Consider the following 24,982-nt stretch of genomic DNA (forward strand, 5'->3'; position numbering starts at 1 on the left):
GTTTTTCGAATCTACAGGATACGCGCCAGATTGCGCATCACCGTGCCGTAGGCGGCCGCGGCGGCAACCAAGGTGGCGGCGAACGGCACGCTTGCCAGCAGCAGCCAATCGCTCCAGCCCAACGCGGGCAACGGAAAAGCGAGGGTCGCACTGCTGCTGGCGACGGCCGAGGCTGCGACCAGCACGAGTGCTGCCCCTGCGGCCCCGAGCCCGGCCCCTGCAAAAGCGAGCCGCATCGCCGCACGCGCAAACTGCACGGCGATGTAGCCGTCGGGAGCGCCGACAAGATGCAGGAGATCGACCGCCTCGCGATGCATGGCAAGGCCCGCGCGCGTGGCAAAGGCCACGCAGCTCGCCGCCGCCAATCCGACGGCCGCCAGCACGATCCCCGCCACAAGTCCCGCCGCGCGTGCGAGGGCGAGAAATCCGCCAAGCCAGCGCCCGTGGTCGTCGATCGCGGCATCGGGAACGGCTGCTTCGAGACGCTGACCAAGTGCCGCAAGATTGGGAGCGGCGCCTGCGACAAGCCGCACATCGATCAGCACGGGGATCGGCAGGTCTTGGAGGTTGCCGGCACCGAGCCACGGGCTCAGCAGCGCTTCGGCAGCCGCGCGCGAAATCTGCGTCGCCGCCGCGACCGATGGGTCGGCGCGCAAAAGCGCCAACACCGGGTCCGGGTCGGCGCCGGCCGGCAGTTCGACCGTCAGCGTGCCCGCGAAATTCGCCTGCCAGCGTTTGGCCGTCCCCGACAGGGCCAATGCAAGCCCGAGTGCGAGTGTTGCAAGGAACGCAAGCGCCGCGACGACGGCCGCGATCCAGCGCCGCTCGCGGTCGCGTTCCAACGCAAGCTCGCTGCCGCGCCCGAAGCCGAAGCTCGCCATCGCCCTTACGCCGCCTTCGCGATTTGCACGAGCGCACCGTCTTCCAAGCGCAGCTCGGGATGGCGCGATTCGCGCACCAATTGCATATTGTGCGTCGCGACGACGATCGTGGTGCCGAGGCGATTGAGCTCCTCGAACAGCCGCATCAAACGAAGTGCGATGCGATCGTCGACGTTGCCGGTGGGTTCGTCCGCGATCAGCAGTTTGGGCCGGCCGATAACCGCGCGCGCGATGGCAACACGCTGCTTCTGCCCGCCCGACAGGGTCGGCGGCAACGCGTCGAGATGGTCGCCCAGACCGACCCAGACCAACAATTCGGCCGCGTGTTCGCGCAGCTGCCCTTCGTCCGCACCCTGCACGCGCAGCGGCAGGGCCACATTGTCGATGACCGACAGATGGTCGAGCAGTCGGAAATCCTGGAACACGGTGCCGATGCGGCGGCGCAAGCCCGGCAGATCGCGCCGCGCCATGCGCGCCACGTCGCGCCCGAACATATGCACAGTGCCGCGGCTTGGCAGGCGCGCCAAATAAAGCAGCGACAGCAGCGACGATTTGCCGGCACCCGAAGCACCGGTCAGAAAATGGAAACTGCCTGGCTGCAGCGCGAAGGTGACGTCGCGCAGCACTTCCGGCCCCAGGCCGTAGCGCAAGCCCACTTGTTGGAAGACGATCATTGGCAGAGCGGATGCTGGCACGCGCGGGCAAGACGGCGCAAGCTTGCCCCCGTGCCGTCTAAGGCCCTATAAAAGCCTTATGATTCTGGCGTGCCCGACTTGCTCTACGCGCTTTCGCGTGCCCGACGAGGCCCTCGGCAATACCGGGCGCACCGTGCGGTGTGGCAATTGCGGCCATAGTTGGCACCAAAAACCGCGCCAGGCGATCCTCGAAGTCAATCCGCGCTTCCCCAAGACCGCCAAGCGCATGCGCCAGTCTTTCGGCGACGACGAACAGCTCGACATGCCGGAAGCACCGGGACGCGGCTATACCCCGCCCCCGCCGCCCCCACCCGCGCCACCGCCCCCTCCGCCGCCACCCATGCCGATGCCGGCCGCCCGGCCGCTGCCGCCGATGGAGGAGCCCGAAGATCCCATCCCGGCCGCCCAGAGTTTCCAGCGTACGATGGACGCGGTGCGCGAAACGCTCGCCGCCGAGTCCGACCCGATGCCGGCTGCCCTCAAGCCGGCGGACGCGATGGCAACACCGGCACCAAAGCGCCGCTCGATCGCAGCCGCGATCGGCTGGCTGCTGTTTGCGCTGACCACATCGGTGCTCGGGGTCGGCATCTTCGCACAGACCGAAATCATGGCGCGCTTCCCCGAGACGCGCCCGATCTACCAAGCTTTGCAGTTTGCAGTACCCCTGCCCGGCGAAGGGCTCGAGGTCGTCGCGCCCGTGCCCACACGCGGCACGCTCGACGGCGCACCTGCGCTGCTCGTGACGGGCCGCGTTCGCAACGCAACCGATCTGCCGCGCAACGTGCCGCAAATGCGCGCGGTCTTGCGCGATGCCAGCGGCACGGAAGTCGCCGGTTGGGAATTCGCCGCCGAAATCGCGCGGCTGGAGCCGGGTGCGGAAGCGATGTTCGCAACCCAGCTTGCGAACCCGCCCGCCGGTGCGAACCAGCTTCAGATTCAGTTCTTGGACAAATACTGACGCAGCAAGCGCTCGGCGGCGGGGCTATCCCACGCAGCCGCCCCCTCGAGCCGCCCGCGCTCGAACCCGTCGGGGTCGATCACGATCGTGGTCGGCAGACCGCGCACTGCAAAGGCGCGCATCGAAGCCCCCGACGGATCGAGATAGACGGGCAGATTGGCAAGCGTATTGGCCGCGAAAAACGGTGCGACTTGGCGCATCCCGCCGCGATCGACCGAGATCGCCAGCACAGCCACACCCGCTTTGCCCATCTGCGCCTGCAGACGGTCGAGCGACGGCATCTCTTCCACGCACGGCGCGCACCATGTCGCCCAATAGTTCAGCACCACGACGCGGCCGCGAAAATCGCCGAGCCCGAGCGTACGCCCGTCGGCATCCTGGAACGAAATTTCCGGCGGGCGCACCGGCTCGCGATGCGCCTTGAACGGCCCCATCTTGCCGGCAAAGCCCGACGCCTGGGCGAAAACACTTGATCCCTTTGCGCCAAGCGCTAGGGTCGCGCCCGCCGCCAGGGCCAGGACCGTTCGCCGGTTGGTCTTCGCGTTTTGCATGCTGTTAATATAGGTCGCCATGGCCCGCCCGACAAAGACTTCCCGCCCTAAAAACAAAACCGCCACGAAGCCCCCCGCCAACCCAATGTGGGGCGGGCGCTTCGGCGTCGCCCCCGACGCGATCATGCAGAAGATCAATGCGTCGATCGACGTCGACCGGCGGCTCTATGCCGAAGACATTGCGGGCTCGACTGCGCACGCCAAGATGCTGGCGCGCACGAAGATCCTGAAGGCCAAGGACGTCGCCGCGATCGTGCGCGGCCTCGAAGAAGTACGCCGCGAAATCGAGCAAGGCGAATTCCTGTTCAAGACCGAGCTCGAAGACATCCACATGAACGTCGAATCGCGGTTGGCCGACCTGATCGGGGAACCCGCCAAGCGGCTGCATGTGGCGCGCTCGCGCAACGACCAGGTCGCTCTCGACTTCAAAATGTGGGTGCGCGCGGCGTGCGACCGCGCAGAAGCGGCGTTGCGCGAATTCCAGCGCGCGCTTATCGACAAAGCCGCCCTCCATGCGGGCACGGTCATGCCGGGCTTCACGCATCTGCAGCCCGCCCAGCCCGTCACGTTCGGCCACCATCTGATGGCCTATGTCGAAATGGCGGGCCGCGACCGCGCGCGTTTTGCCGATGCGCGCCGCCGCATGAACGAATGCCCGCTGGGGGCCGCTGCCCTTGCCGGCACTTCGTTCCCGATCGACCGCGAGTTTACAGCGCGCGAGCTGGGCTTCGAGCGGCCGACCGCCAACTCGCTCGACAGCGTGGCCGATCGCGATTTCGCCCTCGAGTTTCTGGCCGCAGCCGCGATCGCGGCCTTGCATCTGTCGCGGCTCGCCGAAGAAATCGTGTTCTGGACCGGCCCGCAATTCGGCTTCGCGCGCCTGTCGGATGCATGGACGACCGGCTCCTCGATCATGCCGCAGAAGCGCAATCCGGACGCAGCCGAACTCGTGCGCGCCTCCACGGGTCGCCTGCTCGGCTCGTTCATCGGGCTTGCCACCGTCATGAAGGGGCTGCCGCTCACCTATTCCAAAGACATGCAGGAAGACAAAGCGCGCTGCTTTGCCGCCGCCGACGCGCTGATGCTTGGGATCGGCGCTATGACCGGCATGATCGACGACATCTCGGTCGATGCCGCGCGCATGAAGGCAACGGCAAGTGCGGGCTTCACGACCGCGACCGACTTGGCCGACTGGCTCGTGCGCGTGCTCGGCATGCCGTTCCGCGAGGCGCATCACGCGACGGGCCGCATCGTGCGCCGGGCCGAGGAAAAAGGCTGCGACATCGCCGATCTTTCGCTCGCCGACATGCAGGCGATCGAACCGCGCATCGACAAGTCGGTGTTCAAAGTTCTGGGCGTGGAAAACTCCGTCGCCAGCCGCACGAGTTTCGGCGGTACGGCACCCGTCAATGTCAAGAGAGCCGTGGCAGCGGCGCGCCGGAGGTTCCTGTGAAGCGTCTGCTCACGGCTCTTCTGGCCCTGGCGCTGGTGTTCGCCGTCGCTGCGTGCGGCCGCAAAGCCGATCCGGAAGCGCCGGCCAATGTCGATCCGCGTTTTCCGCGCGCCTATCCCGGCAACGCGCCACGCGCACCGGCACCGGCCCCCACCATCGACGACAATTTCATCCCGAGAACAACGCCATGAACATCGGCTTTACGCGCAAAAACGCTGCCCTTTACTGCGACGGGCTGGCGGTCTCCAAACTCGCCGCCGAGTACGGCACGCCCTTGTGGCTCTACAGCCAGTCGGTGCTGGAAGCGCGCTACAAGCTGTTTGCGGCGAGCTTGGCCGATCTCAAGCCCACCATCTGCTATGCGCTCAAAGCCAACTCGAACCAGGCCGTGATCGCCACCTTCGCGAAACTGGGGGCGGGTGCGGACATCGTGTCGGCGGGCGAATTGCTGCGCGCGCTGCAGGCGGGCGTGCCGCCGCACAAGATCGTGTTTGCAGGCGTGGGCAAGTCGGCCGAGGAAATGGCGCTCGCCCTCGATGCCGGCATTCTCCAATTCAACGTCGAATCGGGCGAGGAACTCGCACGCCTGTCGGCGGTGGCGCAGGCCCAGCATGGCGTTGCGCGCGTGGCCTTGCGCGTCAATCCGAACGTCGATGCCAAGACGCACAAGAAGATCACGACCGGTAAAACCGAAAACAAATTCGGTATCGAAATCGCGCATGCAATGGCGCTTGCCGAACAAGCGCGTAGCCTCAAAGGCATCGCCATCGAGGCGATCTCGACGCATATCGGCAGCCAGATCACGGACGTGACCCCCTATCGCGCGGCCTTCAAACGCATGGCGGACATGGCAACGGCCTTGCGCGCGCAAGGACATGCACTGAAGCGCATCGATTTCGGCGGCGGGCTCGGTGTCGTCTACAAGGACGAAACGCCGCCCGATCTCAAGGCCTATGCGTCGGCCGTGCGTGCGGCTGTGAAGGGCTTGGGCCTCGACCTGATCGTCGAACCCGGGCGCTGGCTCGTGGCCGATGCGGGCGCGCTCGTCGCGCGCGTCGAATACGTCAAAAAAGGCTCGGCCAAGAGCTTCGCCATTCTCGATGCGGCGATGAACGATCTCATCCGACCCACGCTCTACGAAGCCTGGATGCCGATCGAACCGGTCGCAGCTCCGCGCAAAGGCAAAAAGCGCCTCTACGACGTGGTGGGGCCTGTCTGCGAGTCCGGCGACTTTTTCGCGCATGACCGGCTGCTGCCGCTGCTCGACCAGGGCGATCTTGTGGCCGTGCGCCAGGCGGGTGCTTACGGTGCCGTGATGTCGTCGACCTACAATGCGCGCCCGCTCGCCCCCGAAGTGCTTGTGAAGGGCAAACGGCACGCAGCCGTGCGCGCGCGCCAGACGCTGGCCGAGCTCATCGGCCAGGATGCGCTTGCACCCTGGCAGACCAAGCCCAAACCCAAGCGCTAGCCGTAGATAAAGTCGCCCGACATCGACGAGAGGTCGGCGACGCTCTTGCCGAGGATCGTGACCGAGGCGCCGGTCGCAAGACTCAGCAGCAAGCCGCCCGAGACGTCGCTCGCGACGTCGGCAACGCTTGCCAGCGAATTGAAGTCCTTGAAGCCGCTGAGGTCGATCTTGTCGCCGGCCGTGTAGTCGGCGATCGTGTCGGCACCGGCCGAGGCGGCGAACGTGTCCACGCCCGCCCCGCCGCTCAGATAGTCGTTGCCGTTGCCGCCGTCGAGATAGTCGCGGCCCGAGCTGCCGTAGAGCTGGTCGGCCCCGCCGCCGCCGAGGATGGCGACGTCGAGATTGCCCGTGACGATGACCGTATCTGCACCGCTGCCGCCGACGATCGCTTCGATGTTGGCGACCGTAACGGTGTTGGTGCCGTTGGCCAGGATCAACGTGTCGCTGCTGCCGCCCAGATCCATTGTGCCGGACGTGACGACCGTGCCGAGCGAAACCGTGTCGTCGCCGCTGTTGCCGATGACCGTTTCCACGCTCGTGAGGGTGACGGTGTTGCCGCCCGCGCTCAGCGTGACGCGGTCGTTGCCGTTGCCGAGATCGATGCGCTGGCCAGCCGTGTAGGAGGTCGTCAGGTGCACATCGTCGTTGCCGTTGCCGCCGACGATGATTTCGATGTTCGCGACCGTGATCGTGTTGTCGAAGTCGCCCAGCACCAGGCGGTCCGCACCGCCGCCCAAATCGATGGTGCCTTGCACGAGCGCGTCGCCGAGCGTCAGCGTGTCGTTGCCGTTGCCCGCGACCAGGGTTTCGACGTTGAAGATGGTGACCGTGTTGTTGCCGGTCCCGAGCGTCAACGAGTCGTAGCCCGCCCCCATGTCGACGACGCTGCGCAAGGTGGAAGCGCCCAGCGTGATCGAGTCCGCACCGGTCGAGCCGTAGATCGACTCGGCGTTGGCGACGGTGAGCGTGTTGCCGCCCGCCGCAAGCGTGAGCGTGTCCGTACCCGCCCCGAGATCGAACGTCTCGCCGCCGGTGAAGACGGTGCCGAGCGTCACGTTGTCGGTCGAAGCGCCGCCGGTCAGCGCTTCCACGTTGAAAAGCGTGACCGTGTTGACGAAGTCGCCGAGCACGACGCGGTCGTTGCCGACGGCAAGATCGATCGTCGCACCCACGAGGGCGGTGCCGAACGTGACGACGTCAGCACCCGAGCTGCCGACCAGCGTTTCGACATTGAGCACCGTGAGCGTGTTCGCGAAGTTGCCGAGCACGAGGCGGTCGTTGCCGACGCCGAGATCGACCGTGCCGCTCTGGAAGGCCGCTCCCAAGACCACCGTATCGGCACCCGAACCGCCGACCAGCGTTTCGATGTTCACGAGCGTGATCGTGTTGCCGCCGTCGGCGAGCGTGAGCTTGTCGCCGCCCGCACCCAGATCGAACGTGTCGCCGGTGATGTAGGTGGTGCCGAGCGTGATGTCGTCGCCGAACGAACCGCCGACGATCGTCTCGACGTTCGAAACCGTGATGGTGTTGGCGAAATTGCCGAGCGACAGGCGGTCGTAGCCGCTGCCGAGGTCGAAGAAGCCGCTCGTGATCGCCGTGCCGAGGGTGATCGTGTCGGTTCCGGTCGAACCGGTCAGCGTTTCGACCCCGCCCACGGTCAGCGAGTTGTTGCCGGCCGCAAGGATAAGCGCGTCGCGTCCCGAGCCCAGATGCACGGCACCGTTGGTCATCACCGAGCCGAGCGTGACCGTATCGTCGCCGTTGCCGCCGGCCAAAGCCTCGACATTCGTGACGGTGATGCGGTTGCCGCTGTCGGCGAGCGTGAGCGTGTCGGAGCCGTTGCCGAGATTGAAGGTCTCGCCGCCGGTGTAGGACGTGCCGAAGGTGACGTTGTCGCTGCCCGTCCCGCCGACCAGAGCTTCGACGTTCGTCACGGTCAGCGTGTTGGCGAAGTTGCCGAGCACGAGCCGGTCGCTGCCGGCCCCAAGATCGATCGAACCTTGCGTGATCGCGGTCGCCAGCGTGACGGTGTCGGCGGCCGTTCCGCCGGTGACCGTGTCGATGTTGCGGATCGTGATCGTGTTGGCCGCATTGGCGAGCGTGAGCTCGTTGAGGCCCGCACCGAGATCGAACGGATCGCCCGAATTGTAGGCGGCCGACAGCGTCACATTGTCGTTGCCCGAGCCGCCGACGACGGTCTCGACATTCACGAGCGTGACGCTGTTGTCGAAATTGCCGAGGATCAGGCGGTCGCTGCCCGCACCCAAATCGATCGCACCGCTGGTGATGGCCGAACCGAGCGTGATTGTGTCCGCACCCGAGCCCGCGACGATCGTTTCGACGTTCGACAAGGTCAGGCGGTTGGTGCCCGACACGAGCGTGACGCGGTCGTTGCCGAAGCCCAAATCGATGTTGCCGTTGGTCATGGCGCCGGTCAGCGTCACCGCATCGTCGCCTGAACCGCCGTAGATCGTCTCGATATTGGCCACACGGATCGTGTTGGTGCCGTCGGCAAGGGCAAGCTGGTCGCTGCCGTTGCCGAGATCGAAAAGCTCGTTGCCGCTGTAGGCGGTGCCGAGCACGATGTTGTCGGCGCCGGTGCCGCCGACCAGCGTTTCGACATTCGTGATCGTCAGCGAGTTGGCGTAGTTGCCGAGCACCAGGCGGTCGTTGCCGGCCGCCAGATCGATGCTGCCGTCGGTCATGGCGGTGCCGAGCGTGACCGTGTCGGCACCCGTACCGCCGACGATGGTCTCGACGTTCGTAGCCGTGATCGAGTTCGCGGCGTCCGCCAGCAGGAGCTGGTCGTTGCCGCCCCTGAAATCGAAGGTCTGGCCCGACGCGAAGCCCGAAACCAGAGACACCGTATCGTCGCCCGAACCGCCGACGACGGTTTCGATGTTGACGATGGTGACCGTGTTCGTGAAATCGCCCAGCACCAGGCGGTCGCTGCCGCCGCCGAGATCGAGCTGGCCCGACGTGACGGCCGAACCCAGCGTGATCGTGTCGGCACCCGCACCCGCAACGAGATTTTCGACATTGGCGACCGTTAGGCGATTGTCGCCCGCGGCCAGCACGAGGCGATCGGTACCTTCGCCCAAATCGACGAGGCCGTTGGTGAGCACGGTGCCCATCGTGACCGTGTCGTAGCCGCCTTGGCCGACGATCGTTTCGACGTTGGTGACCGTGACCGTGTTGTCGGCGTCGGCCAGCACGAGGCGGTCGCTGCCGCTGCCGAGATTGAAGGTTTCGCCCGCAACGAAGCCTGTACCCAGCGTCACGCTGTCGTTGCCGGTTCCGCCGATGATCGCCTCGACATTGGTGACGGTCAGCGAATTGGCGTAGTTGCCGAGCACGAGCCGGTCGGTGCCCGTGCCGAGATCGATCGAGCCGTCGACGATGCCCGTGCCCAGCGCCAGCGTGTCGTTGCCGGTACCGCCCGTGACGAGTTCGACGTTCAGAATCGTAAGCGTGTTGGCGGCACCCGCCAACGTCAGCATGTCGCGCCCGCCGCCGAGATCGACCGTGCGTCCGTCGGTGATGGCGGCCGTCAGCGTCACGTCGTCGGCACCCGTGCCGCCGACCACCGTCTCGACATTGACGAGCGTGAGCGTGTTGTTGAAGTTGCCGAGGATTAGACGGTCGCTGCCCACGCCGAGATCGACCGTGCCGGTCTCGATGGCCGAGCCCAGCGTGATCGTGTCGGCACCCGAACCCGCGACGATCGTCTCGACATTGGTGACCGTCAGGCGGTTGCCGCCCGAGGACAGGATCAGCGCATCCGAACCGTCGCCGAGGTCGATGAGGCCGCTCGTCGTCGCCGAAGCCAGCGTGACCGTGTCGTAGCCGTAGCCGCCGACAATGGTTTCGATGTTCGCGGCCGTAATCGTATTGCCCGAGTCGAACAGCACGAGGCGGTCGTTGCCGGCCGCGAGATTGAAGGTTTCGCCGGCCGTGTAGCCGGTGCCGAGCGTGACGTTGTCGTTGTTGGTGCCGCCGACGAGGCTTTCGACGTTCGTGACGGTCAGCGCATTGGCGAAATTGCCCAAGACGAGCCGGTCGGTGCCGTCGCCCAGATCGACCGAGCCGCCGGCAACGGCCGAGGCCAGCCACACCGTGTCGTTGGCCGTGCCGCCCACGACCGTTTCGACATTGAGCGCGGTCATGTTGTTGGCGGCGTCCGCGAGCGTAAGCTTGTCGCTGCCCGAGCCCAGATCGACCGTCTGGCCGGCATTGAAGGCGTTGGCCAAGGTCACGTCGTCGGCGACCGTGCCGCCGACCACCGTTTCGACGTTCACGGCCGTGACCGTGTTGGCGAAATTGCCGAGGATGAGGCGGTCAGCACCGGCACCCAGATCGACCTGGCCCGACGTGATCGCCGAACCGAAGGTAATCGTATCGGCACCCGAATTGGCGACGATCGTTTCGACGTTCGAGACAGTGATGCGGTTGCCGCCCGCCGCCAGAATCAGCGTGTCCGACCCGCTGCGCAGATCGATAAGGCCCGCCGTCATGCCGGCACCCAGCGTCACCGTATCGTCGCCAGCAGCGCCGATCACGGTTTCGATGTTGACGACCGTGATGGTGTTTTCGCCGTCGGCCAGCACCAAGCGGTCGTTGCCGGCACCGAGATTGAAGTTCTGGCCGCCATTGTAAGCGGTGCCGAGCGTGATGTTGTCGGTGTTGGTGCCGCCGACGATGCTTTCGACGTTGGTGATGGTGAGCGAGTTCGAGAAATTGCCGAGCACCACGCGGTCTGTGCCGTCGCCCAAATCGATCGAGCCGAAGCCCATCGCGGCACCGGTCGAAACCGTGTCGTTGGCCGTACCGCCGACGACCGATTCGACGTTGACGATGGTCAGCGTGTTGGCATTGTCGGACAGCGTGAGCTGGTCGTTGCCGCCGCTGAGATCGACCGTCTGGCCGGCCGCGTAGGCGTTCTGCAGCGTGACGTCGTCCGCACCCGTGCCGCCGACCACGGTCTCGACATTGACGAGCGTGACCGTGTTGGCGAAATTGCCGAGGATTAGACGGTCGTTGCCGCCCGCAAGATCGATATTGCCGGTCGAAACAACCGAACCCAGCGTGACTGTGTCGTTGCCCGTACCTGCAACCAGCGTCTCGACGTTGGACACGGTGAGGCGGTTGTTGCCGTTGGCAAGCGTGAGTTGGTCGCTGCCGCCGCGCAGATCGACGAGACCCGCCGTCATCACGGCCCCCAGCGCGACCGTGTCGTTGCCTGCCCCGCCGATCGTGGTTTCGATGTTGACGAGGGTCAGCGAATTGTCGCCGTCGTCGAGCACGAGGCGGTCGGCACCGGCACCCAGATTGAAAGTCTCGCCGCTCTGGTAGGCCATGCCGAAGGTGATGCTGTCGGCCCCTGTGCCGCCGACCAGCGTTTCGACGTTTGTGACGGTGAGCGTGTTCGAGAAATTGCCGAGCACGAGGCGGTCGGAGCCGCCCCCGAGATCGATAGAGCCCGTCGACTGGGCGGTCGCCAGCGTGACCGTGTCGTCGCCCGCACCGCCCATGATCGATTCGATGTTGAAAGCCGTCACCGTGTTGCCGGTGTCGGCGAGCGTCAGATGGTCCGAGCCTGCCTGCAGGTCGATGCGCTCGCCCGCGAGATAGCCCGAGGCCAGCGTGACGCTGTCGGCGGCCGAGCCGCCCACGACGGTTTCGACATTGACGACCGTCAGCGTATTGGCCGTGTTGCCGAGGATCAGCCGGTCGGCGCCGCCGCCGAGATCGACCGTGCCGTCGGTGAACGCCGTGCCGAGCGTGATCGTGTCCGCACTCGAGCCGGCGATCAGGGCTTCGACGTTCGAAACCGTGATGCGGTTGGTGCCTGCAGCCAGCACCAGCGTGTCGGTGCCGCCGCGCAGATCGACGAGGCCGCCGGTCATGACGGCGCCGAGCGTGACCGTATCGTCGCCGGCAGCCCCGATGATCGTTTCGATATTGGCGAGGGTCACAGCGTTGTCGCCGTCGGCGAGCGTCAAACGGTCGCTGCCCGCGCCCAGATTGAAGCTTTCGCCGCCCATATAGACGGTGCCGAGCGTGACGCTGTCGGCCCCCGTGCCGCCGATCAGCGTTTCGACGTTGGTGACCGTGAGCGTGTTCGCGAAATTGCCGAGCACCAGGCGGTCGGCCCCATCGCCGAGGTCGATCGAGCCGTTGGCGATGACGGCGGCAAGGGCAACCGTGTCGGCATTGACGCCGCCGACGATCGTTTCGACGTTAGCGGCCGTTACCGTGTTGGCGAAATCGCCGAGGATAAGCGTGTCGCTGCCGCTGCCGAGATCGATGGTGGCCGTGCCGGAATAGGCGGTTGCGAGAGTCACATTGTCGGCCCCGCCGCCGCCGACGATCACCTCAATATTGGCGAGCGTCACCGTATTGGTGAAACCGCCGAGGATCAGGCGGTCGTTGCCGGCTCCCAGATCGATCGAACCGTCGACGATCGCAGCCCCGAGCACCACCGTGTCGATCGCCGTGCTGCCGGTGATCGTCTCGACGTTCGAGACCGTCACGCGGTTGCCGTTGCCGCCGAGCGCCAGCGCGTCGCTGCCGGCGCGCAGATCAACCGAAGCGCCGAGCATGCCGATGCCGAACGTGACCGTGTCGTTGCCGGCCGCGCCGACGATGGTTTCGACGTTCGTGACCGTCAGCGTGTTGTCGGCGTCCGACAGCACGAGCCGGTCGTTGCCAGTGCCCAGATCGATCGAGCCGCCGACAAGGGCGCTGTCGATCGTGACCGAGTCGGCACCCGAACCGCCGGTGATGGCCTCGACATTGGAAATGGTCAGGCGGCTGCCTGCGTTGCTCAAGATGATTGCGTCGAACCCGTCGCCCAGATCAACCGTGCCGCCGGTGAGCGCAGCCGTGAAGGTCACCGTGTCGTCGGCGGCGTCCCCAACCATGGTCCCCAGGCTCGAATAGCTGTAGCTGCCGCCGGTCGAGGGGAGCGTCACGATGGATGTCGACATTTGCGGGCAATCCTTGAAATGGTGATCTGCTGCATCCCCCATCGCAAGCCCTGGACCATGTAACAAACAAATAAAATCAATAGGTTGGAATGTTTCAGCGGGCACTTTAGATGCCGACCGGCAGGAACAGACCGGCAGAATCTGCCGGGACCCGCCACGCCGTGACGGTAGACACCTTGCATTTGGCCGCGCATGATTGTTGCAAGGTCTTTCTCTACGACTCGTTTTTGCGACGCCGCGTTCTACCTTCGATGGGGTGCAAATGCCTCAAACGCCGCAAGTGCCGCCGACCGGTCCGGGCCTTCCCCGGGTCCCCGCTCTTTTGTGGCGTGCACGGCTCGCATTGGCCTGGGAAAAATTGTGGCCCGCTTTGTGGCCAACTTTTGCGGTCCTCACCCTCTTCATAGCCGTCGCCCTGTTCGATCTGCTGCCGCGGCTGCATTGGTTCGGCCACGGCGCTGCCTTGCTGCTGTTCGGTGCGGCCCTCGGCACAGCCTTGTGGCACGCGCGCGAGGCCTTCCGCCTGCCGGACCCAGCCGCCGCACGGCGGCGCGTGGAAACCGCGAGCGGCCTTGCCCATCGCCCGCTCGCCACGCTCGACGACCGTCTGCCGCCCGGCTCGAACGATGCGATGGCGCAGGCTTTGTGGGCCGCCCACCGCGCCCGCGTCGCACGCATGCTGGCCAGCCTGCGCGCCGGATGGCCGCATCCCGGCATGGCGATGCGCGATCCGCTGGCTCTGCGCGTCGTGTTGGGTTTGGTGCTGATCGTGGCGATTGCCGTTGGCGGCGACCGCGCCGGGCGGAATTTTGCGCGCGCTTTGTCGCCGGGCGTGGAAACGATCGCAGCGCTGCCCGGCACGCTCGACCTCTGGATCACACCGCCGGCCTATACGGGCCTGCCACCCGTGCTGCCGCGCCTTGAGGTCAACGAAATCGCAGTGCCCGTCGGCAGCCAGGTGATCGCCCAGGTCGCCGGCGGCAAGGGCCAGCCGCGGCTGGTCGTCGATACGACCGTGCAGGCTTTTGCTCCAATGGAAAATGCGGCCCTTACAGCGACTACCCCGGCCGGGCCCGCAAGCCTGCAGGCTTGGCGCGTCGCCGCCGACCTCAAAGAGGGCCAGCGCCTGACGATCGAACAGGGCAACGGCACGCTTGCCTCGTGGGCGCTGCGTTTGATCCCCGATGCGCCGCCGACAGTCGAGTTCGTTGCCCCGCCGCAGCGCAATCCGCGCGCGGCCGTGCGCATGGAATATCGCGCGCGCGACGATTACGGCCTATCGGGCGTGGTCGCCGAAATCCGCCGCCCGGCCGATGCAAAGCCTGGCCCGGGTGCGCCCATCGATCTTGCCTTGCCGCTCTCGGCCCTGCGCGCCAAAGACAGCACGGCTATCAGCCTGCACGATCTCACGAGCCACCCCTGGGCCGGCCTCGACGTGCGCGTGACCTTGCGTGCGTCGGACGAAACCGGCCAATCGGGCGTGTCCGAAACGCTCGACTGGGTGCTGCCCGAGCGGCTGTTCGAACATCCGGTGGCGCGCGCCGTGATCGAGCAGCGCAAATTGCTGATCGGCAATCCGGAACTTCGCACCGGCGTTGCCCGCGCCCTCGCCGCCATCGGCCTCAACCCCGCCCAATATGCCGACGACCAGACCGTATTCTTGAGCCTGCGTATCGCCTCGCTGCGCTTGCTGCGCGCCGATCCCGCCAACCTGGGCGACGTGCTCGAAGACGTGCAAGGGTTGATGTGGGAAACGGCCTTGCGCATCGAAGACGGCCGCCAATCCGGCACTGAGCGCGAATTGCGCGCGCTCATGGAAAGGCTGCAGGAAGCGCTCGCCAAAAACGCGCCCGACGCCGAAATCGAGCAGCTGATGCGCGAATTGCAGGCGGCGATCGACCGGCATCTGCGCGCCATGCTCGAGCAGGCCCTGCGCAACCCCGACCAAAGCCGCCAGCCGCCGGATCGCAACGCCCAGCGCATGGAGCGCCAGGATCTGCAGAAGCTGCTCGACCAAGCACGCCAGCTCGCGCGCACGGGGGCGCGCGACGCGGCCCGCGATCTGCTGTCGCGGCTCCAGCAGATGCTCGAAAATCTGCGCGTGCAGCAGGCCCAGCGCGAAGGCAATCAGGACGGCCAGCCCGGCGATGGCCAGGCGCAGGAAATGATGAAAAGCCTGCAGGAGATGATGCGCCGCCAGCAGAGCCTGATCGACCGCACTTTCCGCCGTTCGCAGCAGAACCGGCCCGGCCAGTTTCGTCCCGGCCAGCAGGGCCAGCAAGGGCAGCAGGGTCAACAAGGCCAGCAGGGTCAACAGGGCCAGCAAGGCGAGGGCGAAGGGGACGGCGAAGGCGATGCCGCAGAGCAAGAAGCGCTGCGCGGCGCCCTTGCCGATCTCATGGGCCAGCTCGGCGACATGATGGGCCAGGTGCCCGACGGGTTCGGGCGCGCCGAACGTTCGATGCGTGACGCGCAAGGCCAATTGCAGCGTGGGGCCCCCTCGCGCGCACTCCGCCCGCAGATGGAAGCGCTCGACCAGATGCGCTCGGCCGCGCGCGACGCCATGCGCCAGATGATGGAACGGTTCGGCCAGGCCGAGGGCGAAGGTGCGGGCGACGACGCCTTCAACCAGCAACAGGCCGACGACCGCGATCCGCTGGGCCGCGGCCCCGACGGCAACAATGGCACCTTGTCGGACAGCTACCAGCGTGTTCCCCAGGTCGGCGAAGGCCAGCTGTTGCGCTCGCAGGAAATTCTCGACGAGCTGATCCGGCGCCTGGGCGAACGCAGCCGCCCGACGGTCGAGCGCGACTATCTCGAACGCCTGCTGCGCCGCTTCTAGCGCCGCGATGTTCGACCTCGGCAATCTGCTGCTGTTTCTCGCCGCAGCCCTCGTGATCGCGATCACGCCGGGACCCGGCATCTTCTACGTTGCCGCGCGCAGCCTTGCCGGCGGCCGACGCGACGGGCTTGCCTCGAGCTTCGGCACCGGCCTTGGCGGGCTTGCGCATGTCGCCGCAGGTGCTGTCGGCGTTTCGGCGCTGATGCTCGCAAGTGCGCAAGCCTTCACGCTGCTCAAAATCGCCGGTGCGATCTATCTCGTGTGGCTCGGCGTCCAAACTTGGCGCCAGGCGGGCGAACCTTTGACCGCCCCCGACGGTACTGCCGCCGGAACCGCACGCGCCTTTCGCGACGGCATCGTCGTGGAGATTTTCAATCCCAAGACGGCGGCCTTTTTCCTCGCCTTCCTGCCGCAATTCGTCGATCCGCAGGCAGGTTCGGTCGCCCTTCAATTCATTGTGCTGGGCACGATTTCGGTGGCGCTCAATACGGGCGCCGACGTCGTCGTGGCGTTTACGGCATCGCACGCGCGCGACGGCCTTGCGCGCTATCCCGTCGCCATCCGCCGCATTCGCCGTGCTGCGGGTGCGTCGATCGCGGCCCTGGGGCTTGCCCTCGCTTTCGCGCGTAAGCCCGGCTGAGCTTTCAGAAAATCATATCGTCGTCGCCGCCGCCGCGCCCGCTCAGCACGATTTCGTTGCGCGACGCGAGATCCTTGGCGAGATCGATGATGGCGCGCTGCGCCTCGCCCACCTCTTTCACGCGCACGGGGCCCAACGCCGCCATGTCGTCGTGCAGCAGCGTGGCCGCACGCTCGGACATGTTGGCGAGGAAAATGTCGCGCACCTCTTCGGGCGCACCCTTGAGCGCCAGGGCCAAGCGCCGCTTGTCGATCGCACGCAGCAGCGTCTGCACGCCCGCCGGTGCGAGCCGCGCCAGATCTTCGAACTTGAACATGCTGTCGCGCACTTTGTCGGCGATTTCGGGGACGCGCTCTTCGAGGGCCCCCATGAAGCGCCGCTCGGTCGCCGTTTCGAGTTCGTTGAAAATCTCGGCGACCGCCTCGTGGCTGTTTTTGCGCGGCGCTTTGGCGACGTTGCTCATGAATTCGTTGCGCAAGATCGCCTCGATCTCGTCGAGCACGTCCTTGGGCACCGTGTCGAGACGCAGCATGCGCGTGACGACTTCCATCGCGAAATTGTCGTTGAGCTGCGAGAGCACTTTGGCGGCATAGGCCGGCGTAACCTTCGACAGCACGACGGCGGCGGTCTGCGGATATTCGTTTTTGAGGTAGGCCGCCAGCATCTGCTCGGGCACGTAGGCGAGCTTGTCCCAGATTGTGCGGCCGCGGGGCCCGCGAATGTCGTCGAGGATGCCGCCCGCACGCTTGCCGAGCGCTTTGCCCAAAAAGCGCTCGGTGCCTTCCATGGTCCCGGCGAGACCGGACGCCTGGCCCATCTGGGCCGCAAAATCGCCGATCAACTGCTCGATGACCTGGGCGCTGACCGCCCCCAAACCCGCCATGACGAGGGAGAGTTCCTTGATCTCCTCGTCGTCCATCATCGCGAAGATTTTGGTCGCACTTTCCTCGCCGACGGCCAAAAGCAGGATGGCCGCCTTTTCCGAGCCGGTCAAAGTCCGGTAGTCGTCGACGGTGCGCGATGAAGCCATAAGATCCTCAGTTTACGCCGATTCGTCCGCTTGGCAAAACGAGCGGCCGAAACCAGGCCTCGAATATCTTGCAATCCGCCGCAGTTCCCCTAAATGGAGGGTCGAACCGGCAGACGCAGAAAAAACGGGTTCTCCAGGGCAGCAGCGGCAATGATCGAGATTCAGGGCCTGAAGAAATATTTCGGCCATATTCGCGCGGTCGACGACGTGTCGTTTTCGGTCGCGCGCGGCGAAGTGCTGGGCTTTTTGGGCCCCAACGGGGCCGGCAAATCGACGACCATGAAAATGGCGACGGGTTTCCTCGCGCCCACGGCCGGGACCGCGCGCATTTGCGGCTTCGACGTGCAGACCGACCCTGTGGCCGCCAAGCGCAAAATGGGCTATCTGCCCGAAGGGGCACCCGCCTATCCCGACATGACGGCGGCCGCCTTCCTCGAATTCATCGCCGCCATCCGCGGCTTCGACGGCGCCGAACGCTCCAAGCGCGTGGCAGCGGCGGTAGAACGCACGCAGCTAGCGGGCATCCTCAATCAGTCTATCGACACGCTCTCGAAAGGCTTCAAGCGGCGCGTGGGCCTTGCCCAAGCGCTCTTGCACGACCCCGACGTGCTGATCCTGGACGAGCCCACCGACGGGCTCGATCCCAACCAGAAGCACGAGGTGCGCAACCTCATCCGCAGCATGGCGGCCGACAAGGCGATCGTGATCTCGACGCATATCCTGGAAGAGGTCGATGCGATCTGCACGCGCGCGATCATCATCGCCAAAGGCCGCGTGCTGGCCGACGGCACGCCCGAAGCGCTCGAAAAGCGCTCGCGCTGGCACTACGCAGTGTCGTTTGTGACCGATGCCTCGGCAATCGACGCGTTGCAGGCAGCGCTCGGCGCGCATGCGGGCGTGGGCGGTTTCGAACGTATCGCGGGCGAAGACGGGTTGGCGATGCTGACCGCCTTCCCGCGCGCGGGCATGCCCATGCTTGCCGAGCTCGGCGCCATTGCGCGCGCCAGCGGCATTCGCATCGACGAAATCCGCGAAGAACGCGGCCGCCTCGACGAGGTATTCCGCACCATCACCACCACCGCCCGAGCAGCCTGACGCCATGCGCAATATCTGGTTCATCTTCAAGCGCGAACTCGGCGGCTATTTCGCCACCCCGGTCGCCTACGTGTTTCTGGTCATCTTCCTGGTGATGGCCAGCGTCTTCACCTTCTATCTCGGCAATTTCTTCGAGCGCGGCCAGGCCGATCTGCAGGCCTTCTTCTCGTTCCATCCGTGGCTCTATCTGTTCTTGATTCCGGCCATCGCGATGCGGCTGTGGTCGGAAGAGCGCCGCTCAGGTACGATCGAGCTCTTCTTGACGCTGCCGATCACCGTGGGCCAAGCAGTCGTCGGCAAGTTCCTCGCGGCCTGGGCCTTCGTGGTGCTGGCCCTCGCCCTCACCTTCCCGATCTGGATCACGGTCAACCGGCTCGGCGATCCCGACAACGGCATTGTGCTCGCAAGCTATGTAGGCTCCGCCATGATGAGTGCGGGCTATCTCGCCATCGGCTCGGCGATTTCGGCGACGACCAAGAGCCAGGTCGTGGCGTTCGTGATCTCGGCGGCCGTGTGCTTCGTGTTCACGGTTGCGGGCACGCCGCTCGTGCTGTCGTTTTTCTCGGGCTGGGCGCCGGGTGCGCTCGTGGACGCAATCGCGGGCTTCAGCTTCCTCACCCATTTCAACGCGATCTCGCGCGGCGTGATCGACCTGCGCGACGTCGTTTATTTCGTCTCGCTCGTCGCGGCGTGCCTATTCGTCAATGCCGCGATCGTCGAACTGAAAAAGGCGGGTTGATCCGATGACAGGCAACGCCCCTTCGAATATCGCCGCCAAGCGTGCGGCGGCCGCAGGTGCCGGCATCGCACTCGCCGTGCTGCTGTTCGTAGCCGTCAACATGCTGGCCAATCTATTGTTCGCGAGTGCGCGCCTCGATCTCACCTCGGACCGGCTCTTCACCTTGAGCCAGGGAACGCGCACGATCCTCGGCAAGATCGAAGAGCCGATCGTGCTGCGCTTCTACTATTCCGAGCGTCTGGGCCGCGAAGTGCCGAGCTACGGCGTCTATGCCCAGCGCGTGCGCGAACTGCTCGAGGAATACCGCAACAATGCGCGCGGCCGTCTGCGCCTTGAAGTGATCGACCCCGCCCCCTATTCGGACGAAGAAGACCGCGCAGTCGCTTTCGGCCTGCAGGGCGTGCCGCTCAATCAGCAGGGCGAGACGGTCTATTTCGGGCTCGTCGGCACCAACGGGGCCGACCGCGAAGAAACCATTCCGTTCTTCCAGCCCGAGCGCGAGCGCTTCCTCGAATACGATCTCACCAAGGCCGTCTACAATCTGTCGGTCACGAAGAAGCCGCAGGTCGGCATGCTGTCGAGCCTGCCCATGGAAGGCGAGTTCCGCGGCCGCGGCCAGCCGAGCCCGCCTTGGGCCGTCTATACGCAGCTCGGCCAGTTTTTCGACATTCGCCCCGTGGCGCGCGACGCCGCCGAAATCCCGTCCGAGATCGGCGTATTGATGGTCGTGCATCCGAAGAACCTGCCCGAGCCCACGCTCTACGCGATCGACCAATTCGTGCTGCGCGGCGGCCGCGCCCTCGTGTTCGTCGATCCGATGTCGGAAGGCGAAATGGCGCGCGGCGGGCCTGCCGCCATGGGCGGCCCAACCGGCTCGAACCTTGCAAAACTGTTCGACGCGTGGGGCTTGTCGATGGAAGACGACAAACTCGCGGGCGACCGGGCGGCCGCCCGGCGCGTGAATGCCGGCACCGAGGGCCGCGTACGCGCGGTCGATTATGTGCTGTGGCTGTCTTTGCGCGAGGCGAATTTCGAGCGCAGCGACGTGCTGCTGACGGAAGCCAGCACGATCCAAATGGCGTCGACCGGGATCCTGGCCAAAAAGGAAGGTGCGACGACCGAATTCGTGCCGCTGCTGCGGACGAGTGCGCAATCGCAGGCGATCAGTGTGGACGAAGTACGCACGCAGCCCGATCCGGCGGCGTTGCTCGCGAATTTCAAACCATCGGGCACTTCGTTGGCGCTGGCCGCGCGCATTCGCGGCCAAAGCAAATCGGCCTTTGCCGAAGCCCCTGCGGTGGCCGAAGGCCAACCGGCCCGCACGGCCGCACATCTCGCGCAATCGACCGGCCCCATCAACGTGATCGTCGTGGCCGACACGGACATGCTCGAAGACCGCTTCTGGGTGCAGGTGCAGGATTTCTTCGGCCAGCGCGTGGCGACACCGGCCGCCTACAACGGCGATTTCGTGGTCAACGCGGTCGACAATCTGCTGGGCTCGTCGGATCTCATCGGCCTGCGCGGGCGCGGCCTGTCGCAGCGCCCCTTCACGCTGCTGGCCGACATCCAGCGCGAGGCCGAATTGCGCTTCCGCGCCAAGGAGCGCGAGCTCAGCGAGAAGCTGCGCGAGACCGAGCGGCGCTTGGCCGAACTGCAGGGCCGCGGCGGCCCGCGCGGCGAAGAAGCACCCCGATCGATCCTGACGGCCGACCAGCAGACCGAGATCGACCGTTTCCGCGCCGAGCTCATCGGCGTGCGCCGCGAGTTGCGCGACGTGCAGCGCGATCTGCGCCAGGACATCGAGGCCGTGCAGACCTTCACCAAGGCGGTGAATATCGGTGCGGTCCCGGCTTTGGTCGCCTTGCTGGCGATCGGACTTGGCCTTGCGCGCCTGCGCCGCCGCAGCGGCTAAGAAGCGACCAACCTTCGGAAAAGAGACGCCAAGATGCGCACCAAAACGCTTGTCGTGCTGGCCGGCCTGACGCTCGCGGCGGGGGCGGGCGCCTTCTATGCAGCCCAACAGCGCAACGCGCCCGACGCAAGTGCGGCGATGCAGAACCAGCCCGTGCTGCCGGGCCTGGCCGCGCGCATCGACGGGCTTTCGCGCGTCGAGATCGATCGCGGCGGTGTGTCCTTCGCGCTCCAACGCGGTGCAGACGGCAACTGGTCGCTGCCCGGCAAGTCCGACTATCCGGTCGCGTTCGAGCCTGTGCGGCGCTTGGCGCTCGACATGGCGAGTTTGCGCATCCTCGAGGCGCGCACGGCCAATCCGGCCTTGCACGGCGAGATCGATCTCGACGGCGCAGGCGCGGACCAGAAGGCAACCCGCGTGACGTTGTTCGGCCCGAACAACCAGCCGCTTGCGAGTCTGCTTGTGGGCCGCACGCGCTTCGGCCGCCAGGGGACGGCCGGCGACGGCACTTTCGTGCGCCTCGCCGACCAGAACCAAGTGTGGCTTGCGCAGGGGCGCGTCGCGGTCGAGCGCGAGGCGGCACGCTGGCTCGACCGGCGCTTGGGCGACATTGCGCGCGAACGCATCGCTTCGGCCCGCGTCGTCGATGCCGAAGGCACGGTGCTCGCGGTTTCGCGCGAGAAACCGGCCGACGAAGATTTTGCGATTGCCGACCTTCCCGACGACAAGAAGATCAAGTCGCCCTTCGACGTCAATCTCGTGGCGAGTGCGCTTGAAGGGCTCGAACTCGAAGACGTGCGCAAGGCCGACGGCCTCGCCTTCTCGGCCGATGCCGACTATTCGGAATATCGCAGCTTCGACGGCCTCGTCGTGCGCGCCGAGCGTGCGCGCGACGGCGCGGATGTCTGGGTGCGGTTCGACGCCCGCTTCGATCCCGCCGCCGCCGTCGAGCCTTTGCCCGAGGGTACGAAGCTCAAATCCTCCGACGACGTCGCCAAAGAAGTGGCAGCCCTCAATGCGCGTACGAGCGGCTGGGCCTATCGCCTGCCCGGCTACAAAATCGAATACATGACCCGCAGCCTCAATGATTTGGTCGAAGACAAAACCCCCTGAGTCGGGCGGTCCAAAAGGCCTCTGTGAGTCCTGGGGATAAGTCGGAAAGTCGCTTACCCACAATATCTTGTGGGTTTGGCGGCTGTGGAAACATAGAGAGAACATTTCGATTGAAGCGGGTGTGCGCTCGGGCTTAGACTGCGGCCATTCGTTGCCCTTTTTCGTCGTCCGAAAGCCCCTTCCATGCGTCCGATCGCTGCCATCTCCCAGCAAATCTGGGACATGAAGTACCGTTTCAAAACGCCCGACGGTGCGCCCATCGACAAGTCGATCGAGGACACCTGGATGCGCGTGGCGACGTCTTTGGCCGCGTGCGAGGCGGATCAAGCGGCGTGGACGGCACGCTTCTACGAAGCACTCGACGGCTTCAAATTCATCCCTGCCGGCCGCATTGTCGCAGGCGCCGGCACCGCGCGCAGCGTCACCCTGTTCAACTGCTTCGTGATGGGCACGGTGCCCGACGACATGGGCGGCATTTTCGCGCATCTGCGCGAAGCGGCCCTCACGATGCAGCAGGGCGGTGGGATCGGCTACGATTTTTCGACATTGCGGCCCAAAGGTGCAGCCGTCAAAGGTGTCGGTGCCGACGCCTCGGGCCCGCTCACCTTCATGGATGTGTGGGACGCCATGTGCCGCACGATCATGTCGGCGGGCAGCAGGCGCGGTGCGATGATGGCGACCTTGCGCTGCGACCATCCGGACATCGAAGCCTTCATCGAGGCCAAGCGCGAGCCTGGGCGCTTGCGCATGTTCAACCTCTCGGTTCTCGTGACCGACGCCTTCATGACGGCCGTCAAGGAAGACGCGCCCTGGCAGCTCGTGTTCGGCGGGACGCACTACAAAACGCTGCGCGCGCGCGAACTGTGGGACAAGATCATGCGCGCGACCTACGCGTTCGCCGAACCCGGTGTGATCTTCATCGACCGCATCAACCGCACCAACAATCTCTGGTATGCCGAGGAGATTGCGGCGACCAACCCCTGCGGCGAGCAGCCGCTGCCGCCCTACGGCGCGTGCCTCCTGGGTTCGGTCAATCTGGCGGCCTTCGTGACCGACCCGTTCGGCCCCAATGCCGCCCTCGACGAGGCCGAACTGCTGCGCACGATCCCGCTTGCCGTGCGCATGATGGACAACGTGACCGACGTGTCGCGCTTCCCGCTGCCCGAGCAGCAGAAGGAAGCGCACGACAAGCGCCGCATCGGCCTTGGTGTGACGGGCCTCGCCGATGCGCTTGCCATGTGCAAGCTGCGCTACGGCACCGATCCGGCCGTCGCCATGACCGAGCGCTGGATGCGCCTCATCCGCGATGCGGCCTATGCGGCATCGGTCGATCTTGCGCGCGAGAAGGGCCCCTTCCCGCTCTTCGACCGTGACAAATATCTCGCCGGCCCCACGATCCAGGGCCTCGACGAAGATCTACGCGGCCGTATTGCCGAGCACGGTATTCGCAACGCGCTTTTGACGTCGATCGCCCCCACCGGCACGATTTCGCTGATGGCCGACAACGTGTCGTCAGGCCTCGAGCCAATCTTCTCGCTCTCCTACATGCGCACGGTGCTGATGCCCGACGGCACGCGCCGCCAGGAAGAGGTGAGCGACTACGCCTACCGGCTCTACAAGCGCCTGCACGGCGACAATGCGGATCTTCCCGACTATTTCGTCGATGCCCAGCGCTTGAGCCCGTCCGAGCATGTCGTGATGCAGGCGGCCGTGCAGAAATACATCGACGCCTCGATCTCGAAGACGATCAACTGCCCCGAGGACATGTCCTTCGATGCCTTTAAAGACGTCTATGGCCAAGCCTATGCGCTGGGTTGCAAGGGCTGCACGACCTACCGGCCCAACGACGTGACGGGCTCGGTCTTGACGGTCAAAAAAGAGGAAACCAAGAAGGCGGTATCGCCCGTGCAGCAGACGCTGCCGCTCGGCAAAGCCCCGGTGCGCGCGGCCGACCCCTACGAGGCCGGCGGCATCGTCTACATGACGCGCCCGCTCGACCGGCCCGAAGCGCTGCCGGGCCAGACCTACAAGATCAAATGGGCCGAAGCCGAACACGCGCTCTACATCACAATCAACGACGTGATCACCGACGGGCGCAGGCGGCCGTTCGAAGTGTTCATCAACTCGAAGAACACCGAACACTATGCCTGGACCGTGGCCCTCACGCGCATGATCTCGGCCGTGTTCCGGCGCGGCGGCGACGTGTCGTTTGTGGTCGAAGAGCTCAAGGCCGTGTTCGATCCGCGCGGCGGCCAATGGATGAACGGGCGCTACGTACCCTCGCTGCTGGCCGCGATCGGCGAAGTCATCGAGCGCCACATGGTGCAGATCGGCTTCCTGCGCGCGGGCGAAGCCTTGGCCGCCGACCCGATGGCCGAACACGCGCCCGTCGCGATCGCGGCAAGCGAACTTGCTCCGCCCTCGCAAGCCACCGGTGCGGTCGCAAGCCTGTTCGCACAGACCATGTCGTCAGGAACCGTCGGCAAAATCGATTCGGGCCCGGGGCGTCTGGCGGGTGCGCGCACCTGCCCCAAATGCCAAGCCCCGACGCTCATTCGCCAGGAAGGCTGCGACAGCTGCTCGAGCTGCGGCTATTCGAAATGCGGGTAAGAGAAG

At 65.8% G+C, this 24,982-nt stretch carries 16 protein-coding genes; 11 read left to right on the forward strand and 5 right to left on the reverse strand.

What is annotated here, in order from left to right; genetic code table 11:
• Positions 1-11: 11 nt before the first annotated feature.
• Both O9320_02570 and ftsE read right to left on the reverse strand, forming a co-directional pair.
• Positions 12-881, reverse strand: a complete 870-nt coding sequence (locus O9320_02570) for a hypothetical protein (GenBank protein MCZ8309707.1) — start codon at positions 879-881, stop codon at positions 12-14.
• A gap of 5 nt (positions 882-886) precedes the next feature.
• Positions 887-1,555, reverse strand: coding sequence for a cell division ATP-binding protein FtsE (gene ftsE / locus O9320_02575; protein MCZ8309708.1), 669 nt, complete (start codon positions 1,553-1,555; stop codon positions 887-889).
• A gap of 79 nt (positions 1,556-1,634) precedes the next feature.
• Between ftsE and O9320_02580 the strand changes: the two genes are divergently transcribed.
• Positions 1,635-2,534, forward strand: a complete 900-nt coding sequence (locus tag O9320_02580) for a zinc-ribbon domain-containing protein (protein MCZ8309709.1) — start codon at positions 1,635-1,637, stop codon at positions 2,532-2,534.
• Here the strand turns inward: O9320_02580 and O9320_02585 are convergent.
• Positions 2,513-3,106, reverse strand: coding sequence for a TlpA disulfide reductase family protein (locus O9320_02585; GenBank protein MCZ8309710.1), 594 nt, complete (start codon positions 3,104-3,106; stop codon positions 2,513-2,515). The two genes, O9320_02580 and O9320_02585, sit on opposite strands and share 22 nt — an antisense overlap.
• Between O9320_02585 and argH the strand changes: the two genes are divergently transcribed.
• From argH to lysA, 3 genes are read left to right on the forward strand one after another with little or no spacing between them, the layout of a single operon-like run.
• Positions 3,105-4,538, forward strand: a complete 1,434-nt coding sequence (gene argH / locus O9320_02590) for an argininosuccinate lyase (protein MCZ8309711.1) — start codon at positions 3,105-3,107, stop codon at positions 4,536-4,538. The genes O9320_02585 and argH overlap by 2 nt on opposite strands.
• Positions 4,535-4,729, forward strand: coding sequence for a lipoprotein (locus tag O9320_02595; protein MCZ8309712.1), 195 nt, complete (start codon positions 4,535-4,537; stop codon positions 4,727-4,729). The genes argH and O9320_02595 overlap by 4 nt, the downstream gene beginning before the upstream one ends.
• Entirely contained in the window at positions 4,726-6,006 is a 1,281-nt protein-coding gene (gene lysA, locus O9320_02600; GenBank protein ID MCZ8309713.1) for a diaminopimelate decarboxylase, read from the forward strand. The genes O9320_02595 and lysA overlap by 4 nt, the downstream gene beginning before the upstream one ends.
• Here the strand turns inward: lysA and O9320_02605 are convergent.
• Positions 6,003-12,995, reverse strand: a complete 6,993-nt coding sequence (locus O9320_02605; GenBank protein ID MCZ8309714.1) for a calcium-binding protein — start codon at positions 12,993-12,995, stop codon at positions 6,003-6,005. The genes lysA and O9320_02605 overlap by 4 nt on opposite strands.
• A 262-nt stretch (positions 12,996-13,257) precedes the next feature.
• On the opposite strand from O9320_02605, the gene O9320_02610 reads away from it, so the two are divergent.
• The gene (locus O9320_02610) at positions 13,258-15,837 is read left to right on the forward strand and encodes a TIGR02302 family protein (protein MCZ8309715.1); all 2,580 of its coding nucleotides are present in this window, start codon (positions 13,258-13,260) and stop codon (positions 15,835-15,837) included.
• 7 nt (positions 15,838-15,844) lie between these two features.
• Complete coding sequence (locus O9320_02615) at positions 15,845-16,477, forward strand: LysE family translocator (GenBank protein ID MCZ8309716.1); 633 nt, start codon at positions 15,845-15,847, stop codon at positions 16,475-16,477.
• Positions 16,478-16,481: 4 nt separating this feature from the next.
• Here the strand turns inward: O9320_02615 and fliG are convergent, their stop codons facing one another.
• A complete protein-coding gene (fliG, locus tag O9320_02620; protein ID MCZ8309717.1) occupies positions 16,482-17,507 on the reverse strand; it encodes a flagellar motor switch protein FliG in 1,026 nt (341 codons plus the stop codon).
• A gap of 150 nt (positions 17,508-17,657) precedes the next feature.
• Between fliG and O9320_02625 the strand changes: the two genes are divergently transcribed.
• From O9320_02625 to O9320_02645, 5 genes are all read left to right on the forward strand, one after another.
• Positions 17,658-18,602 carry an ABC transporter ATP-binding protein gene (locus O9320_02625; GenBank protein MCZ8309718.1) on the forward strand — a complete coding sequence of 315 codons (945 nt, stop codon included), beginning with the start codon at positions 17,658-17,660 and terminating at the stop codon, positions 18,600-18,602.
• A 4-nt stretch (positions 18,603-18,606) separates the two neighbouring features.
• Entirely contained in the window at positions 18,607-19,341 is a 735-nt protein-coding gene (locus O9320_02630) for an ABC transporter permease subunit (protein MCZ8309719.1), read from the forward strand.
• Positions 19,342-19,345: 4 nt separating this feature from the next.
• Positions 19,346-21,253 carry a Gldg family protein gene (locus O9320_02635; protein ID MCZ8309720.1) on the forward strand — a complete coding sequence of 636 codons (1,908 nt, stop codon included), beginning with the start codon at positions 19,346-19,348 and terminating at the stop codon, positions 21,251-21,253.
• 33 nt (positions 21,254-21,286) lie between these two features.
• Entirely contained in the window at positions 21,287-22,366 is a 1,080-nt protein-coding gene (locus tag O9320_02640; protein MCZ8309721.1) for a DUF4340 domain-containing protein, read from the forward strand.
• 183 nt (positions 22,367-22,549) lie between these two features.
• Positions 22,550-24,976 (forward strand): adenosylcobalamin-dependent ribonucleoside-diphosphate reductase, encoded by a 2,427-nt coding sequence (locus tag O9320_02645; protein ID MCZ8309722.1) that lies wholly within the window; start codon positions 22,550-22,552, stop codon positions 24,974-24,976.
• Positions 24,977-24,982: the final 6 nt, after the last annotated feature.

The sequence above is a fragment of the Magnetospirillum sp. genome (assembly GCA_027532905.1).
Classification (GTDB): Bacteria; Pseudomonadota; Alphaproteobacteria; order CACIAM-22H2; family CACIAM-22H2; genus Tagaea.

Bases quoted from the DNA above. Each gene is read 5' to 3' on its own strand.
- fliG (MCZ8309717.1), bottom strand. From the start codon at position 17,507: ATGGCTTCATCGCGCACCGTCGACGACTACCGGACTTTGACCGGCTCG.
- O9320_02625 (MCZ8309718.1), top strand. From the start codon at position 17,658: ATGATCGAGATTCAGGGCCTGAAGAAATATTTCGGCCATATTCGCGCG.
- O9320_02630 (MCZ8309719.1), top strand. From the start codon at position 18,607: ATGCGCAATATCTGGTTCATCTTCAAGCGCGAACTCGGCGGCTATTTC.
- lysA (MCZ8309713.1), top strand. From the start codon at position 4,726: ATGAACATCGGCTTTACGCGCAAAAACGCTGCCCTTTACTGCGACGGG.
- O9320_02645 (MCZ8309722.1), top strand. From the start codon at position 22,550: ATGCGTCCGATCGCTGCCATCTCCCAGCAAATCTGGGACATGAAGTAC.
- ftsE (MCZ8309708.1), bottom strand. From the start codon at position 1,555: ATGATCGTCTTCCAACAAGTGGGCTTGCGCTACGGCCTGGGGCCGGAA.
- argH (MCZ8309711.1), top strand. From the start codon at position 3,105: ATGGCCCGCCCGACAAAGACTTCCCGCCCTAAAAACAAAACCGCCACG.
- O9320_02605 (MCZ8309714.1), bottom strand. From the start codon at position 12,995: ATGTCGACATCCATCGTGACGCTCCCCTCGACCGGCGGCAGCTACAGC.
- O9320_02635 (MCZ8309720.1), top strand. From the start codon at position 19,346: ATGACAGGCAACGCCCCTTCGAATATCGCCGCCAAGCGTGCGGCGGCC.
- O9320_02615 (MCZ8309716.1), top strand. From the start codon at position 15,845: ATGTTCGACCTCGGCAATCTGCTGCTGTTTCTCGCCGCAGCCCTCGTG.
- O9320_02580 (MCZ8309709.1), top strand. From the start codon at position 1,635: ATGATTCTGGCGTGCCCGACTTGCTCTACGCGCTTTCGCGTGCCCGAC.
- O9320_02570 (MCZ8309707.1), bottom strand. From the start codon at position 881: ATGGCGAGCTTCGGCTTCGGGCGCGGCAGCGAGCTTGCGTTGGAACGC.
- O9320_02610 (MCZ8309715.1), top strand. From the start codon at position 13,258: ATGCCTCAAACGCCGCAAGTGCCGCCGACCGGTCCGGGCCTTCCCCGG.
- O9320_02585 (MCZ8309710.1), bottom strand. From the start codon at position 3,106: ATGGCGACCTATATTAACAGCATGCAAAACGCGAAGACCAACCGGCGA.
- O9320_02640 (MCZ8309721.1), top strand. From the start codon at position 21,287: ATGCGCACCAAAACGCTTGTCGTGCTGGCCGGCCTGACGCTCGCGGCG.